The organism is Crateriforma conspicua, assembly GCF_007752935.1.
In the GTDB taxonomy this organism is placed as follows: domain Bacteria; phylum Planctomycetota; class Planctomycetia; order Pirellulales; family Pirellulaceae; genus Crateriforma; species Crateriforma conspicua.
In genome coordinates, this window is record NZ_CP036319.1 from 5,083,311 (window position 1) to 5,100,209 (window position 16,899).

Below are 16,899 nucleotides of genomic sequence, written 5' to 3' on the forward strand. Positions count from 1 at the left end.
GCACTCCCTGCCGCCGATCCAGCGCGTTGTCCAGCCCGATCGATTCCGAAACTCGTCCTCCCAAACGCAACTTCAAGCCGCTGATCCGGTGGGCAAGACGCTTGGTGTTCGTGCTGGTCCTGGTGGGCTTGGCAGCAGCCGGTCGAAAAGCAGTCCAGCAATGGCAGGCGGAGGTTCGATCGGCCGAAAGTCGCCTGAGCGAATTGGACCGCCAGATTCAATCCGCCGCCGGCGGGTCGGATGACCAAGCGGCGCTGAGGCTGCAGCGATCCAAGGTCGCGAAATCCGTTCCCCGCGCCTCCAATCTGCGCTGGGGTTACATCGGTCTGGCTGCGTGCTGTTATGCGTTATCGCTGATGCCGCCCGGCTTGCTGCTACGCCGCGCCGTTTTGGCAATGGGACAAACATGCCGTCCCGGGGTCGCGGTGGCCGCCCAATTGATCGGGCACTTGGGCAAGTATGTTCCCGGCAAAGCGATGGTGGTCGTCTTGCGTGCGGACGTGATGCGTCGGCAGGGCGTGGCGGTGGTCCCCGCCGGAATCGCAGTATTCATCGAAACCTTGTTGATGATGGCCGTGGGCGGCACTGTGGGCGGATTGATCATTTGCTTTCTTCCCGCCCCCGCGTGGATGCGATGGTCGGCCTTGGTTGTGGCCGCGGTTGCGACACTGCCGACGGTGCCGCCAATTTTGAACCGAGTGGTGGACCGAGTCGCCCGGTCGCGTTCCGCGGGCGGCGACAATCCATCGAACCCGCTGAATCACTGGGACGCCGGCTTGTTTATCGCCGGGTGGGGTTACAGCTTGCTGGCATGGATCGGCATCGCCGCCGCGTTCACGCTGTTGGTTGCCGCGATCCCACACGGTGCGTCGGATTCAGATTCCGCGGGCTGGTTGGAATCGTCCGCGACGGTGGACCTCGCCGGATTGGCGTTGGCCAGTGCCGCATCGATCAGCCTGGCAATGGTGATCGGATTTGCGTCACTGATCCCCGGGGGTGCGGGGGTGCGTGAATTGGTCCTGACGACACTCTTGGCGCCGCTGGTCGGTCCCGCCGCTGCACTCTTGTCGGCGATTGCGGCTAGAGTTGTATTTTTGGTCGTCGAATGCGCGATGGCGTTGGCGGCGCAGGCTTGGCTGCGTTTTCGCGTCGATGCGTCATCGACAGTGGGCCCCGCCCCGGCGACCGCACCTTCCGCCTCCACGGACTCGGCATGAACGATACCGCTTTGGCCGTCGAGCCACCTCCGGCCGCCCTCCAACATCGACGCCCCGATTTGGCAATCGTGGTGCCCACCTTCAACGAACAAGACTCGTTGCAAGCCCTGCACGATGCGATCACCGAATCGGTCGACAGCGCCGGCATTGCGACCGAAATCATCTTTATCGACGACGGATCATCCGACCAGTCGTGGCGACGCATCGAACAACTGGTCGCCCAGTCGTCGCGAACGCACGGGGTCAAGCTGCGTCGCAATTTTGGCAAAGCGGCGGCGTTGGAAGCCGGCATCACCGCGTCGACCGGGCGAGTGATCATCACCATGGATGCGGACTTGCAAGATGACCCGCAAGAAATCCCGCGTTTCATGCAGCAGATTGATCAGGGGTTGGACGTCGTCAGCGGGTGGAAGAAAGTCCGTCACGATCCCTGGCACAAAGTCTGGCCCAGCCGAGTCTTCAATCGCTTGGTCAGCGGGCTGACCGGCGTGCAACTTCACGATCACAACTGTGGTTTCAAAGCCTATCGCCGCGAAGTCTTCGACGAAGTTCGGCTGTACGGTGAACGCCATCGATTCGTCCCCGTCCTAGCCGCTGAACGTGGTTGGAAAGTGGGCGAAATCGTCGTTCAGCACCACGCGCGCCCGTTTGGACAAAGCAAGTACGGTGTCTCTCGGATCTTGAAGGGATTCCTGGATCTGCTGACGATCTATTTCATCACCTCCTTTGGTAAACGCCCGCTGCACTTGATCGGCGGGGTCGGGGTGTTGTGTTTTGCCGCCGGTGCCATCGGCATGTTGTACCTGTCGATGATGTGGGTCCTTTCGCGGACCTTTGCTTCGATCGACGTCCTGCACCTGCATGAAACGGCGATCTTTTACTACTGCATTTTGGCGGTCTTGTTGGGTGCGCAGTTCATGCTGGCTGGACTGCTGGCTGAATTGATCGTCAGCCAGCAACCCGGTCGTCGCCCGGCCGCCAGCGTCGCCAAACGCGTCGGCTTTCGCCGCGACGAATCGTCCGATCACAGACAAAATTCCACCGAAACGCCATCGAACGAATCGTAGGCTTCATGTCATCATCCCCAACCAGTCCGCCGCGTTTGCACGACCAAGATTCGGTACCGGTCGGTTCCCTGTTTTCTGTGCGACACCACTACGTCGTGATGGTGGTCATCGCCCTGGCCATCGCGGCCGGGCGGATCGCAACGGTCAGCAGTCGCGAAGGCAGCACCGCTTTTTTGTCGGCCAATGACCGCAGTCGCTGGTGCACGATCGCCGCGTTGGTGGAAGACGGCACCTTTGCCATCGACCGCCAAATGCGTTTGAAAGATGCCAAAGGACGCCGGCACTGGCAAACGATCGATCGCGTTCAACATCGCGGTGAAGACGGTCGGCAACACGATTACAGCAGCAAACCGCCATTGTTCCCCGTGCTGGTCGCTTGGCTGTACTGGGGGGTGAATCAGTGCACGGCAATGACGCTGACGCAACAGCCGATTTATCTGGCAAGGATCATTTTGGCACTGGTCAATTTGCCAATGCTGCTGGCCTTCTGTGTTGCGACGATCTTTAGCGTCCATCGTATGACGTCGTCTGATTGGACACGACGGATACTTTCGGCGGCGACATGCTTTGGCACGATGCTGATCCCGTTTTCCTTTTCGCTGAACAATCATTTGCCGGCGGCATCCGCGACGGCCGTGGTGGCCGCGTTGTTCCTTTGGCTTTCCGGCCGTCACGGTGTCGACACAAACCAACGCACCGGAGATCGTTCCGGCTGGATGCCTTGTCTGTTGGTTTCATTGCTGGCCGGCGTCGCATCGGGATGGGTGGCTGCCAATGAATTGCCCGCACTGTCAATGGTCGGGTTGTGGGGATTGCTGTTCTTGTATTGGGACCGCCGCACGGTCGTCGGCTACACCATGGGGATCGGCGTGGTGGCCGTCGCGTTCTTCTGGACCAACTGGATGGCACATCAAAGTCTGCGTCCCCCGTATGCCCATCGCGGCGTCGGCCCACTGGTGGCGACCATGGATGCCGTCGAACCGAATCTGGCCGCTGACGCGATCACCGGTCCGTTGCGTTCCGCCAAAGCTTTGGATCCACAGGAGACCGTCGAATCAGTGGTCGACTCTGATGAACCGGGCCGATGGCGTGCGGTGACCAATGCACAGCGTTGGTTTGCCGTCACCGCGGATGTGGCGACTGACAAAGTTGCCGAGAATCCGGTCCAGTCGGCTTCACGCTGGCGGATCTATCAGTGGGATGATTGGTATGAGTATCCGGGCAGCTATTGGCAGACCGAGCGCAGCGGTGTGGATCGTGGTGAACCGTCGCGATGGACCTACCTTTTCAACGCGACCGTGGGGCACCACGGCCTGTTTTCGCTGACGCCGCTCTGGTGCCTGGTGCCACTGGGATGGCTGATCGCGGTCGCGGGAACTTGGCGAACCGATGTTCGTGATCAAGACGGTTATCAACTGTCCGACGATCGAGCGGTTCGCGCGATGCTGTTTGCCATCATGATCGCTTCGCTGGTTTGCTTCGCGTTCTACATGGCACGTCCCAAGATCGACCGCAATTATGGGGGCGTCAGCACGTGTTTTCGTTGGATGCTGTGGTTCGCACCGCTGTGGTTGCTGTGCTGTGTCCCCGCGATCGATCGTGTTTCACGGTCCCGTTGGGGACGTTTCACGATCATCGTTTTGCTGGGCCTGAGCGTCTTTTCCATGTCCACGGCTTTGGATTCGCCTTGGCATTCCCCCTGGCTGTACCGGTACTGGGATTTTTTGGGCTGGCTGGACGGCTGACCGGATCACTACCATCGCCGGTCACCGCGCCCACATGACCGGTGGGCGCGTTTGCCGAGAAAACGTTTTCGGCAACAGGAATCCACGCTAACTTTTTCGCGATCCAGCTTGAACGGCACGGAAGCCACGTCGAAGCCCAGGCCCTCGGCCTTTGGTCCGGGGACGTTTCTGATTGCGCTGTTGATTTTGCTGGTGCTGATTTTGGGCCAGGCTTCGCTGCCCGATACGGTCGGAGAGCAGGCGCGACTGGTTTTGCTGCAAAAACTGCAGACCCACTACCCGCACCTGATCGTTTCCATCGGACGCGGCAACTTTGACGAAGACGTCGGACTTACATTCGAGGACATCGAATTCCGTGACCCCACCCACGGCGTCGACGGTAGCCCACGGTTGCTAATTCACATCGACCAGATGCAGGTCGAGGCCGATTGGGACTGGCAAAAAGTTGCCGAGCGGACCAATCCGCTGGTCACCCATGGCATCGTCATTGATGGTTTGGAGGCCCACCTTTGGCTTGACCAAAACGCCCGCTGCGGCCTGGAAACGCTGATGCCGTTGCCAAATTTCGGCCCGGCTTGCCCCAAAACACTGGTCCGCAACAGCATCCTGTTGTGGGAAGACCCGCGGGGCGCGACGTCTGCGATCCCGATCAATCTGCGAAAAGCGGTCCTGCTAAAGTCCCATGACGCCGACGGCCAACTGGCCACCCAATTTGATGTCCAAGCCGACGCGCATTTCCTGCGTCAGCTGAACCTAACCGGCGTCGTTGATGACGGTCGGTTCCGAGTCGCCGCCACCGCACGTCATGCCCAATGGAATCGGCGTCTGCTGGACCGCTTGCCGCCGTCATTGTCGTCCAAAGCCAACGAAATTCGCGGTTTGGATTTCATAGCGGATCTTTCATTGCGTGCCGAAGGGGCTACCGATGACATCGCGTCGATCCGCTACCAAGCCGACGTCACCGTGGCCGACGGACAATTCCAACATCCACGCATTCCCCTGCCTTTGACTCAGATCCGCGGTCGCTTTGTCGTCACACCAGCGGGAATCCAAATCGGATCATCGCAAGCTTTGTTCGGCGACGCGGTTTGTCGCCTGGACGGCCACGTCGATGGCCTGAATTGGCCGGTCCCCGCTGAACTGAACGTGACCACTGATGGGCTGTTGATGGATGACGGCCTTGTCAGCGCGCTGCCGGATCAACTGAAAACCCTTTGGCAACGTTTGCGTCCGACCGGTCACCTGGATGTCGACGCACACCTAAAACACCAGCTTGCACCGGAGTTTAAAGACGGCAGTCCCGAAAATGCCAATTGGACGCCGCTGCCCCAGTGGCGATGGATCAGCCGAGCCGACATTCAGTGCAAAGGCATCGACGTTCAATACGAAAAGTTCCCTTACCCGGTCCAGCAACTGACGGGACAGATTCACGTCGCGGACGATCGTGCGGTTTGCGAATCGATGCACGGCCGTGCCGGGGGACGCATCTTTCGGTGTCGGTTTTCGGTTCCGACCAGGCCGGACCGGCCCTTTCAATTCGAAGCTCAAACGGACCTGCCACTACCGATCGACGAAGCCCTGTTGGCGTCGTTGACCCATCGCGGCCAGCCTACATCCAAATTGGAATCTTTCGTCCGGTCGCTGGATCCTGTCGGTGCGGTCCAAGTCAAAAAGGCGATCATTCGGCGCGACGAAGCGGGGGTCGTTCACCGCGACTTTGAATTGATTGTGATGGACGGGCGACTGAATTACCAAGCCTTCAGCTATCCGTTGTTCAACGTTCAAGGCGGCATTCGCATTTTGGATCGTGACGTCCGGCTGACGGGTTTTCGCGGGCACAGCGCCAGCGGCGGCCTGGTCCGATGTCACGGCGGATACCGCATGCCGATCCACCAAGACTCCGGCCACCCACCAGCGGATCATCAGCGCCCGGGCGTTGAAATTATGCCCGGAAAACGCGTAGCAACCGATGATCCGTCCGGGCGATTGGATCTGACGTTTTCGGCCAGCGACGTATCCATCGACGACACGCTGCGATCGGCACTGCCGTCATCCAGCCAAGTCACCTGGGATGCATTGGCCCCGGGCGGCGTCTTAGATCACTTGGACGTTCGAGTCACGCGTTTGGGTTCCAATCCGATCGAGCTGGACGTCACTGCACGACAAAAGGTTGCACCGGAGGCACATCACCGATCGGTGACGCTGCGTCCCACTGCGTTGCCCTATCGATTGGATGTCATCGGCGGTCAGGTGCATTTTGATGGTCAGCGAATCACGATCGAAGGGCTGCAGGCCAGCCACGGCGGGTCCAGATTGACCGCCAGCGGCAGCTGCCAACAAGTCCCCGATGGGCGATGGCAACTTTCCTTGGACGTCAACGGCGGTAGTCGATTGGTTCCGGATTCGGATTTGATCGATGCCCTGCCGGATTCCATGCGTCAGACCATGCGCAGCCTGCAACTTCGCGGACCGCTGGGAGTCCGCGGCAAAACAGATGTGTTGTTCCCAGGCGGTGCTTTTCCGTCGCCGGTGCTGCGTTGGGACAACAAAGTCCAACTGGAAGGCAATCGCATCGGTGACGCCGGCAGTGTGCATTCGCTACGCGGCGAACTTGAAATCAGTGGACAACATGACGGGGTACATTTGGTCGCTCGCGGCAACGTCAATCTAGATTCGATGCACGTCGACGATATCCAAATCACAGGGTTGCGTGGCCCGTTCGTCATCCGCGACGACCAAATGGCACTGGGGCAAAACGCAGCGTCCGCCAATCCGGGCCCAGCGGGCGGCCAGACCGCACGTCCCATCGAAGGCCGACTTTTCGGCGGTCAAATTCGTGTCAACGGGCTGGCCAATCTGTCCGCTAGTGAATTTGATGTCGGTTTGAACATCGTCAAAGCTCGCGTGCCCACGCTGTTGGCCGATTTGGGGCATGCCGATCACGGACTGACCGGCACGCTGGACGGTCAGATGCGGCTGGGCGGTGTGCTGGGCGACATGGAACGCCTGCACGGATTCGGCCAGGGAAAGATGGAAGGTGCGAACATCTATCAACTGCCGTTCATCATTCAGATATTCAATCAGTTGCGGATCAGTCCCTCTGAAGATGTCGCGATCACCAGTGGCGATTGCAAGTTCACGATCGACGGACGTGACGTCAACTTCGACACCCTGCGGTTGTGGGGCGATCTGGTGGCTTTTTACGGCGGCGGTACGGTCACCCGGGGCCGAGAACTGGATTTGTCGCTGGACACCCGCGTCAGCCCGCAAAACTTTTTCACCAAGGCAATCGGGCCTCTGCGTGATACGCCTTACACGCTATGGACGCTGGACGTGAAAGGCCCGATCGGAGCCCAAACCATTCAAAGACGCGCTTTCGACAACTTGGGTGAAACAATGGAGCTATTGTTGAATACCGGCGGGTCCACCGGATCGCCGCGGACGGCCAACCAAGTGCCGCCCCCACTACGAAACTAGAAACACGACGAAGATCCATCCCGCGCCGAAACGCAGGTTGGCAACTTGATACCGAATCTGTTTCGGGCAACCAGCTTTGATCGCCATCTTTTGCTTTTGATTCGCCCGTCGTTAAACGCGGCAAACCGTACTTATTTTCCAGCAGAACCTTGCACGTTGATGATTCGATTTCCTTGACGTCCTGATTTCCATCAAATCGGGGCGACGCCATTGATCAGGAGAATCTGACGATGAGCCTTCCTTCGATTCAGTCCGCCGGCATCGTGGCCGGTGTCCAGTTGGCAGCCGGCAAAGGCGGCGAAAGCGACGCCCGCGCCACCGAAGCGTCCAATCAAGCGGCGACGGCCGAAAAGCCCGGCGGTAAAAACGCCGATTCTGCCGCCGTGGATGCCGGCGAACAGACCGGCGATCGCCACGGAAACGGGCGACAGATGTTGGACACGTTCGAAAAGCACGACGATCCGGATTCCCTGCAAGACGGCGACGAATCCGCCGATCCATTAACGTCCCAGGCCTCGGCGGATCCGGAACCCACTGACAATGCGTCGCCGACGGACGATGACCCCGATCCACCGCCGCCCCACTTGGACCTGATGGCCTGAATCGCGGATACTTTGGGCGTTGCCTGGTGTCTCGTGATCATTCCAGGCGTTTCATCCGAACGGCCCTGATCCCCGCGCCTTGACCAAAACGCCCCTATCAAAACGCCGACGCGACAAGTCGTCTGAATCTGTGCGTCAAGGATCTGGCAAGTCCAAGCGTCGGCCTGCCGATCCAGCCGCCGCCCATGGTGCCCCCGCATCCGCTTCGCCGTGGGTCACGTCAGCCGGGTTTGGCTTGCTGGCGTTCACGTTGGTCTTCGCGCATTACTTTCCGGCCGACAGCACGGCCGTTGAATCGGGCGATGCCTTGTGGGTCTGCCTGTTGGCCATCTTGGCTGGCTGGGCGGGATGGTGGTCGGCGTCCGACGGGGTGACCGTCGCACAAAAGTCGCCCGTTCAATTTTCGGCGGGGCGATGCAGGACCTGGATTCCCGACCTACTGATCTTCGCCGTCGCCGGATGGATCGTCTTGGCGTCCTGGCAAACGTCGCCACCGGGTAACCTTCGCATGGCCAGCAATGAAGCCTGGTGGTGGGTCGCGGCAGCGGTCTGGTGGACCGGCGCGCGGCGACTGACCGCGGGCAAAGCAGCCATTCGCCGTTTGCTGATTTTGATCGTCATCGCCATCAGCCTGGCCGGTGCGGTTGAAGGCCTGCATCAACAATGGATCAGCCTGCCCGCCGACCGTGCCCGTTACGCGGCCGATCCCGAAAGTGTGCTGGCCGAAGTCGGGATTGACGCACCGCCGGGTTCCGCCCAACGGATGGCGTTTGAAAATCGCTTGAACGATGGCGGCCCGATCGGCACCTTTGCCTTGGCCAACTCTTTCGCCGCACAGTTGTTGGTCGGCCTCGTGCTGTCGGTCGCCGTTTTGGTTCGGTCTTGGAACACCCTTGGGCATCTTCACAAAGCGATCGGTCTTGGCGGTTGTGCGATCCTGGTGCTGACATTGGTTGCCACAGGCAGTCGCAGCGGCATGGCGGCGGGAGTGCTGACATCGTTGGCCGCCGGCTGCATATCCTTGAACCGGGCCGGTCGTCAAAACAACGTCAAGGATATTGCTGACCCGCAAGACTCCGGTGCAACGCATAGTTCTGAAACGGTCAGTTCACCGGAAGACCAGACCCGCTCGAACAAGCAGGGATCTTGGCAGCCGGTGGTGATCGGCATCGGCGTGTTGATCGTGGTCACGCTGACAGCGGTAGTCGCCTTTGGACGTGGAGAATGGGTTCGGCAAGCCCCCATGTCATTGGCGTTTCGATTCCAGTACTGGCGAAGCACTGCCGCAATGGCTCTGGATCACCCCTGGTTTGGTGCGGGACCGGGGAACTTTCAGTCGCTGTATGAACGGTATCGTGAACCATCGGCGAACGAACAAATCGCCGAACCCCATAATTTTTTGATGGAAACACTGGGGGCCGGTGGGTTCCTTGCAGCGGCGCTGCTGATCGTCTGGTTCCTTTCACTGCTGGCATCCCAAAGACATGCGTCTGCACCGGAGAATCGCCATGGCGAATCGAACCCCAACGAAACACTTGACCACCAAGTGGTTATGGGTGGCTTTCTGGCCGGGGTGATCTTGTGCCTGATGTCGCGCTGGGTTATCGGAGCATCTCCCGCCATCGAAGCCGTCTTGGCCTCCGTCGTCTTAGCCGGAGGCTGGTTCGTCGCGATGCGTGCTTTTGTGCAAGTCGAGTTGGATGATGCGGTTGTCCGTTCCGTTTCACGGGTCGCCATCGCCGGCCTATTGCTGCACTTGACGGTTTCGGGCGGCTGGACCGTCCCGGGCGTCGCCCTGGCGGGATGGACTCTGGCGGCATTGGCGTTTCCATCGCAATGGGTGCCACGTTCCGCCGTGTCGGTGGATCCCGATTCGCGTTCAAGCTGGAATCACCCGCGGCTTGCCATCGGAGTGATCGGCATGGTGTTGGTTTGCGGAATCGGTTTCGGGTCGATTCGCCCGGTGACGCAGGCCGCACGGCTCAGCCGACAGGCAGAATTCAGTCTGATGGACGGCCGTGTCGACCAGGCTTGGCGTTTGCTGAATCAAGCGGTGGATGCCGACCCCTGGGATTTCCGTGCCGCTCTATCGGCCGCCGACGCATCGCATTGGCGGCTAATTTTGGCCGCCCCGCCGCAGTTCGGTGGTGATGCCCAAGCGGACCGTGTGTCCGATGCGTCGGCGGAGGTGCAGAGGCGTCACCAGCAATGGAAAAACATGGTCGACACCACGCTTCGCCGAAGTGGCGTTTCGCCGTCGGTGCGTCGCGTCTTGGCCGGTCAATCGCTGCACGTGTACCAGCGATTCGGTTTTGCGGACGATCTGAGTTTCGCTGCTGAACTACTGAACCAATCCACCGCGGCCAGTCCGTCGCATCAGTGGCACTGGGCACAACTGGCGGCGGTTCGCCAGGCCATGGGGGACCAAGCGGGTGCGGAAAGGGCGGCGGACACGGCGGACACGTTGTCCAAGCTGGGCAATAATTACCAACGCTGGCTGGACCGCCAATTCATTTACCTTCCCAAAGTGGTGGGGGACGAGGCGAATTTTGGTCCTCAAACGGCACCGGCCAGCGAAGTGCTGCAGAACCTTCTGGACGAAAACGCCGTATCAGCCAAAATCTCGAAGTCTTCCCACTCCGATTCACAGCCCGAATCATGAAACTGATCGTCTCCATGTTGGTCGCCGGATTGATCGGCGGCGTTTTCGCCTATGGCCATGTGGTGTCCAAGTACGGCGGTGCCGAAGGTCTGTTCGGACCGATGAAGCTGGATGGCGAGGTCACCGCGGACAACATCATGCGGCTGCATGTCGAATCGTTGCCCGATGACCTGCCGGTGGCCACCACGCCCCAGGGCATGGAGCATGACTTTGGCATCATGCGTGTTGGCGAAAAAGGCGAACACTATTTTGTGATTCGAAACGAAGGCCAATCTCCCCTGACGTTGCGACAGGGGGCATCAACCTGCAAATGCACCTTGGGCACCCCCGAATCATCGTCACTGGCCCCGGGTGAAACCACGCGTGTCAAGCTGGAATGGACGGTCAACGCACGGGGTGATGATTTCAGTCAAACAGCAGAAATCATCACCAATGATCCTCACAACGTGGCGATCCGGCTGAAAATCCACGGCCAGATTGTCCGCGACCTGAAGATGGATCCTGACGTCGTGGCGTTGGGCAACGTCGCGGCCGGCGAAGCGGTGGACATCAAAACGCTGATCTACAACTACTCCGATAGCCCGATTCGTGCGGACGATGTCATGATCAGCGGCGACGAGATGGCCGAATTTGCCAAGCTCAGCATCAAGGAGGTCGAACCCGACGACCCGGTCCACGAAGCGGCACGACAAGCGTTCGAAGTCTCTATCCATATCGAACCGGGGCTCAGCCAAGGTCCCGTCAACGAAAACTTGTGGTTCACATTCACGCCGGTCGGCGACGACGGCAGCGTGCTGGTCGACGAATCAGGCGACGTGGCCGAAGCGGTTCGGATGGACTGGCAAGTGGTCGGCCGTGTCGTCGGGGCGCTCAGCATGATCCCCAATCCGCGATTGTCGGGTGTCACCGGCGGCGGTTGGATTTACAAGTTCGGGCGTCCCAAGACGCCAGATGAACTGAGCGGCAAGTCCTTCATCACCCTGAAGGGACCGATGAAGGATTCGACCAAGTTATCGATCGGCAACGTCGAACCGGCGGATATCGTCACCGCGACCTTGGGCGATCCCATCGGACAGGGCGAAATGTCGCTCCGCCGGCTGACGATTGAGCTAAAACCTGGTGAAAAAGCGGTTTCTCGACTGGGGACCGTAGAAGAAGATTTCGGAATCGTGACCATCGAGTCCGATAATTCGAAAGTCCCGCCGATGAAGATTTATCTGACCTTCTCGCTTCCTTCGGCACGCCAGTGGCAGGCGGAACAGCTGGACGCCCAAGAACAACCGTCCGACAAATCGATCGACGATGCGTCATCGGATGACGCTGACGCGAATCCTTCATCGGAACCCGAGAACTCCGAAAACGACGACACTCATTCGGAATAGACCATGTTCACCGCCCCGACATCGACATCTCCGTCCGCCGCCGACACGGATCCAAAGTCAGCTTCGGACGCCCGTTTGATCGGTCGATTCGGGGGGCTGGCATTGCTGGTCTTCGTCATCGGTTGCGGCGGCCCCGAAACGCCGCCGCCGTTGGCAACCGAAATGGATGCCAACGAGGATCTTGCGTCATCGGAAGCTCCGATGCTGGTCGACGTCGATCCGGGTGATCACGCCACCATCCACCTTCGGCAAACCCCGCGGGCCGATCCGGATCCGTCTTCGTTGCCGGGCGACTTGGATCCAGGCGGAATCGCCCTAGGCGAAATCGCGTCGGCTGATTCGGGTTCGACAGTCGCCTCCGATTTCGACCTTTCGCCGCCCGACCTTGGCCTGGACGATGCAGCGTCGGATTCGACCGACCTGTTACCGCCCGCGGTAAGCTTGTCGGCACCGGAAACGGAAATGGTCATTTCGTCCCCCAGTGACCAACTGGATCTGGACCCGCTGGATCTGGCCGCTCCGGCGTCCGAAGAAGGTCCCGAAGCTTCCGTTCAAGAGGGTGCGGTCACGGCGATCACGCCGAAATCGTCGCGGCCCGCTGCCGAAATCAGCTTGGCCGCGGCGGACGTTCCCACCGGCAAAGGTTCCGGCGACGATGAATCTACTGACAACGATTCCCAGCCCAATGCTTTGCGATCAACGCCATCGCCTGGGACGCCGGAAAATCGGCTGCGAGAATCTGCTGACCAAACGCTGGGACAGCCGATTGATTACCGCAGCTGGCCCAAACCGGCTTTAACCCTGGTCTTCACCGGCCAACAACACGGTTACATCGAACCGTGTGGTTGCACGGGGCTGGATCGTCAAAAGGGCGGGGTGGCTCGCCGGTATACCTTTTTCGACCAATTGAAATCCGCCGGCTGGACGCTGGCCCCGATCGATACGGGAAACCTGATTCGTCGTTTCAGCAGCCAGGGTGAAATCAAATACCACCGCAGCGTCGAAGCGCTCCGGGCGATGAATTACCAGGCGGTTGGATTCGGCCCCGATGATGTTCGGCTGGGGATTAGCGATCTGATCCAAGAAGCCGCCGCCGAATCGGCCGACGACGCCCTGTACGTGTCAGCCAACGTCGTGTTGTACGACCCGTCGCTGATGCCAAGTCACAAAATCATTCAACAAGGCGGCGTATCGGTCGGCGTCACGACGGTGTTGGATCCGGAATTTGTCGAAGGCACCGTCGCCACCGATGTCACGATCCAGCCGGCGGTCGAATCCGCCAAGAAAGCGGTGGCCGAAATTGAGAATTCCGCCCCCGACTGGGTGGTCGTCACGTTTTTCGGGACCGAAGAAGCCGGGCAAAAGCTGGCGCAGCGCGTCGATGGCATTGATTTGCTGTGTGTTTCGGGCGGCTATGGCGAACCGACGTTCCAGCCGCAAGCGATCGACGGCACCGAAACGCAGATGATTGTGACCGGCGACAAAGCCATGTATGCCGGTCTGGTGGCTTTGTACCCGGAAGATTCCTTGCGTTATGCACGCGTACCGCTGAGCCATGAGTTTGCCGACGCTCCGGAAATGCGTCAGTTGATGAGAGCCTACCAAGAACAACTTCGTGATCTTGGTTTGGAAGGCCTGGGCATCAACCCGCAACCGCATCCCGACGGCGGACGGTTCGTCGGCAGTGCGACTTGCGGTGAATGCCACACCACCGCCTTTGAAATCTGGGAATCAACACCACACGTGCACGCCACCGACAGCATCGTCAGCCCGCCGAAGGAACGCGGTGACATTGCCCGGCACTTTGACCCGGAATGCATCAGCTGTCACGTCACCGGTTGGAACCCGCAAAAGTACTATCCGTATGACTCGGGCTATCTGTCGCTGGAAACCACTGACCACCTGACCGGCAATGGTTGCGAAAACTGCCACGGCCCTGGGGCGGATCACAGTGCCGCCGAAGCCGGGGATTTGGATGTGACCCAGGATCGCTTGGAAGAACTGCGTCGGGAAATGCAGCTACCGTTGGAAAAGGCCCGCGAAAAATGCATGGAATGCCACGATCTGGATAACAGCCCCGATTTCCACGACGAAAACGCGTTCGAAGACGTCTATTGGCCGGAAGTCGAACATTACGGCGTCGACTGATCCACCGCTGACACGACGCCCGATTGCCGTTTACCGCGACGAAGCGAATCGCCTATCCTGCCGGCAAGGACAAGGATTGCCCCGCCCGTCGCCGAAGGAACGGCCATGTACCGTTGGTTACTGTGTTTTCGATACCTGCGCACGCGGTACATCGCGCTCGCGTCGATCATCAGCGTCACCCTGGGCGTGGCGACCCTGATCGTCGTCAACGCCGTGATGAGCGGCTTTGCGGCGGAAATGCACGAACGCCTGCACGGCTTGGCGTCCGACATTTTGCTGGAATCTTGGGCCAGCGGCGGCCTGCCCAACCCCGAATTTCACGTCGATGAAATCCGAAAGGTCGTCGGTGACGATCTCGAGGGCGTTTCGTACAGCGTACATGTCCCGGCCATGCTGGGCATCGACCACAACGGGCAGGTGATCACCCGTCACGTCCAATTGGTCGGCATCGACCCGGCGACCTATGACAAAGTCAGCCATTTCGGCCGCTATCTGATCCACCGCGACAATCGCCAATCGGTCAGTTTCCAGCTTCGTGATGGGGGCTATGCCGAATCACGCGAAGGCTTTCCGATTGCCGGTTGGAGCTATCGCCGGCGGCGTGCCATGGAGCAACAACTGTTGCGGCAAGAACGTGAACGAGCCGAACAGATTCGCCAACAGTTTGCCGTCCCGGACAACGCCGCATTCCCGGCCGACGCGCCCAATGCCAACGGCGAAGATTCACCGATCGACGAGGGTTTGGCCAGCGGCCCCAGCTGGATGAACGGCCCGTCCATGCAGAACGCCGTTCCAGATGAACTGGGCGGTGGCGAATCGGCAACGGAATTTGATCCGGCCAATGAACAATACGCCGGGATCGTCTTGGGGATCAGCACTTGCAGCACCAAGTGGCGTGACAGCGACGGCAATGTTCACGACACGTACTTTGCCCGCCCCGGCGATGACATCCGCATGATGTTCCCCAGCGCCTCGGACAACCCCAAAGTCATCAATCAAAAATTCACGGTCGTCGATTTGTACGAATCGGGAATGAGCGAATATGACAGCACGTTTGCATTTGTCCCGCTGGACAAACTGCAAGACTTTCGCCAGATGGTCGATCCCCAAACCAACGTTCGCAGCGTCACCACGATTCAACTGAAACTGCGTGAATCGGCCAACCTGAACGCCGTTCGCGATGCACTGCGTCAACGATTCCCGGCGGACGTTTATTCGATGAACATCCAAACATGGCGTGACATGCAAGGTCCGTTGCTGTCGGCGGTCCAGTTGGAAACCACCATTTTGAACATCCTGCTGTTCCTGATCATTGCCGTCGCCGGGTTTGGGATTTTGGCGACGTTCTTCATGATCGTCGTGGAGAAAACCCGGGACATTGGAACCTTGAAAGCTCTAGGCGCATCGGGCGGCGGGGTGATGAGCATCTTCCTTAGCTATGGTCTTCTGCTGGGCGGTGTCGGCAGTGGCGTTGGCTTGGTCGGCGGACTGCTGTTTGTTCGAAATATCAATCGCATCGCTGAATTGGTCGAAATGGCGACGGGCCAGGAAGTCTTCGATCCGACCGTCTATTACTTCACTGAAATCCCGACCATCATCGACCCGATCACCATCACCTGGGTCATGGCCGGTGCGATCGCCATCGCCGTCACCGCCAGCGTGCTTCCCGCATTGCGAGCGGCACGAATGCACCCGGTCGCCGCATTGCGATTCGAATGATAGGGGCGACGCGGCCAAAACCAGCGCCGATCCCGATCACCCCAAACCATCCCGCCCCCAAAAAGTCACCCGAAAAGCGGCCACTGCCGACGGCATACCGCAAACAAGGATCCACCGATGTCCGACATCGTTCTTAGCGCCAGAGGCATCAAGAAAAGCTACTTCAAAGACAAATTGGAAGTCCCGGTGCTGCGTGGCGTGGATGTGGAAGTCCCCCGTGGCAAGGTGACAGCCTTGGTCGGCCGCAGCGGCAGCGGGAAAAGCACGTTGATGCACATCCTGGCAACCCTGGACCAACCGGATGAAGGCGAGGTTTACTTCGGCCAGCAACGAATCGACAACACAAGCCGTCGCACCCGAGACAGCTTTCGTAACAAGCAAATCGGCATCATTTTTCAGTTCTATCATCTGTTGCCCGAGCTTTCCGCACTGGAAAACGTCCTGGCCCCCACGATGATCGGCCGCAGCTTGACGGACTATTTCCGCAGCCGCAAAGAAACCCGTCGTCACGCCGAAGCAATGCTGGACCGCGTCGGATTGCTGCAGCGTGCCAGCCACAAACCCAGCGAACTGAGCGGTGGTGAAATGCAACGCACGGCGATCGCCCGTTCGCTGATGAACGATCCGCAGTTGTTGCTGGCGGATGAACCGACGGGAAACCTGGACACCGACACCGGCCACGAAATCCTGGGGCTGTTGCGTGGACTAAACGAAAACGAGGGGCTGACCATTTGCATGATCACCCACGATGATGCGATCGCCGAAACCGCCGACGTCTGTCACCGAATGAAAGACGGCCAATTGTTGCTGTCACCGCGACGCACTCGAACCGAATCGCCCGACGCCCCGAAACTGCAAATCGCTTAAGAATTCTGTGGCG

General features: G+C 59.6%; 10 protein-coding genes. All 10 read left to right on the forward strand.

The genetic code is table 11. The features are described 5' to 3' along the window. Positions 1-26: 26 nt before the first annotated feature. The 10 genes from Mal65_RS18595 (at position 27) to Mal65_RS18640 (ending at position 16,886) form a co-directional block, all read left to right on the forward strand. Positions 27-1,217, forward strand: coding sequence for a lysylphosphatidylglycerol synthase domain-containing protein (locus tag Mal65_RS18595; RefSeq protein WP_165701377.1), 1,191 nt, complete (start codon positions 27-29; stop codon positions 1,215-1,217). Beyond that, positions 1,214-2,284: a glycosyltransferase family 2 protein gene (locus Mal65_RS18600; RefSeq protein WP_145300962.1), complete on the forward strand. Its 1,071-nt coding sequence runs from the start codon at positions 1,214-1,216 to the stop codon at positions 2,282-2,284. Before Mal65_RS18595 ends, Mal65_RS18600 begins: the two co-directional genes overlap by 4 nt. Positions 2,285-2,289: 5 nt before the next feature. Next, a complete protein-coding gene (locus Mal65_RS18605; RefSeq protein WP_196784284.1) occupies positions 2,290-4,029 on the forward strand; it encodes a hypothetical protein in 1,740 nt (579 codons plus the stop codon). Positions 4,030-4,137: 108 nt separating this feature from the next. Further along, positions 4,138-7,506, forward strand: coding sequence for a hypothetical protein (locus tag Mal65_RS18610; RefSeq protein ID WP_145300966.1), 3,369 nt, complete (start codon positions 4,138-4,140; stop codon positions 7,504-7,506). 230 nt (positions 7,507-7,736) lie between these two features. Further along, a complete protein-coding gene (locus tag Mal65_RS18615) occupies positions 7,737-8,108 on the forward strand; it encodes a hypothetical protein (RefSeq protein WP_145300969.1) in 372 nt (123 codons plus the stop codon). A gap of 130 nt (positions 8,109-8,238) precedes the next feature. Next, positions 8,239-10,770 carry an O-antigen ligase family protein gene (locus tag Mal65_RS18620; RefSeq protein WP_145300972.1) on the forward strand — a complete coding sequence of 844 codons (2,532 nt, stop codon included), beginning with the start codon at positions 8,239-8,241 and terminating at the stop codon, positions 10,768-10,770. After that, a complete protein-coding gene (locus tag Mal65_RS18625; RefSeq protein ID WP_145300975.1) occupies positions 10,767-12,152 on the forward strand; it encodes a DUF1573 domain-containing protein in 1,386 nt (461 codons plus the stop codon). The genes Mal65_RS18620 and Mal65_RS18625 overlap by 4 nt, the downstream gene beginning before the upstream one ends. Before the next feature lie 3 nt (positions 12,153-12,155). Further along, positions 12,156-14,300, forward strand: a complete 2,145-nt coding sequence (locus Mal65_RS18630) for a multiheme c-type cytochrome (RefSeq protein WP_145300978.1) — start codon at positions 12,156-12,158, stop codon at positions 14,298-14,300. Positions 14,301-14,405: 105 nt separating this feature from the next. Then, complete coding sequence (locus Mal65_RS18635) at positions 14,406-16,019, forward strand: ABC transporter permease (RefSeq protein ID WP_145300981.1); 1,614 nt, start codon at positions 14,406-14,408, stop codon at positions 16,017-16,019. 117 nt (positions 16,020-16,136) lie between these two features. Continuing rightward, a complete protein-coding gene (locus tag Mal65_RS18640) occupies positions 16,137-16,886 on the forward strand; it encodes an ABC transporter ATP-binding protein (RefSeq protein ID WP_145300984.1) in 750 nt (249 codons plus the stop codon). Positions 16,887-16,899 lie beyond the last annotated feature (13 nt).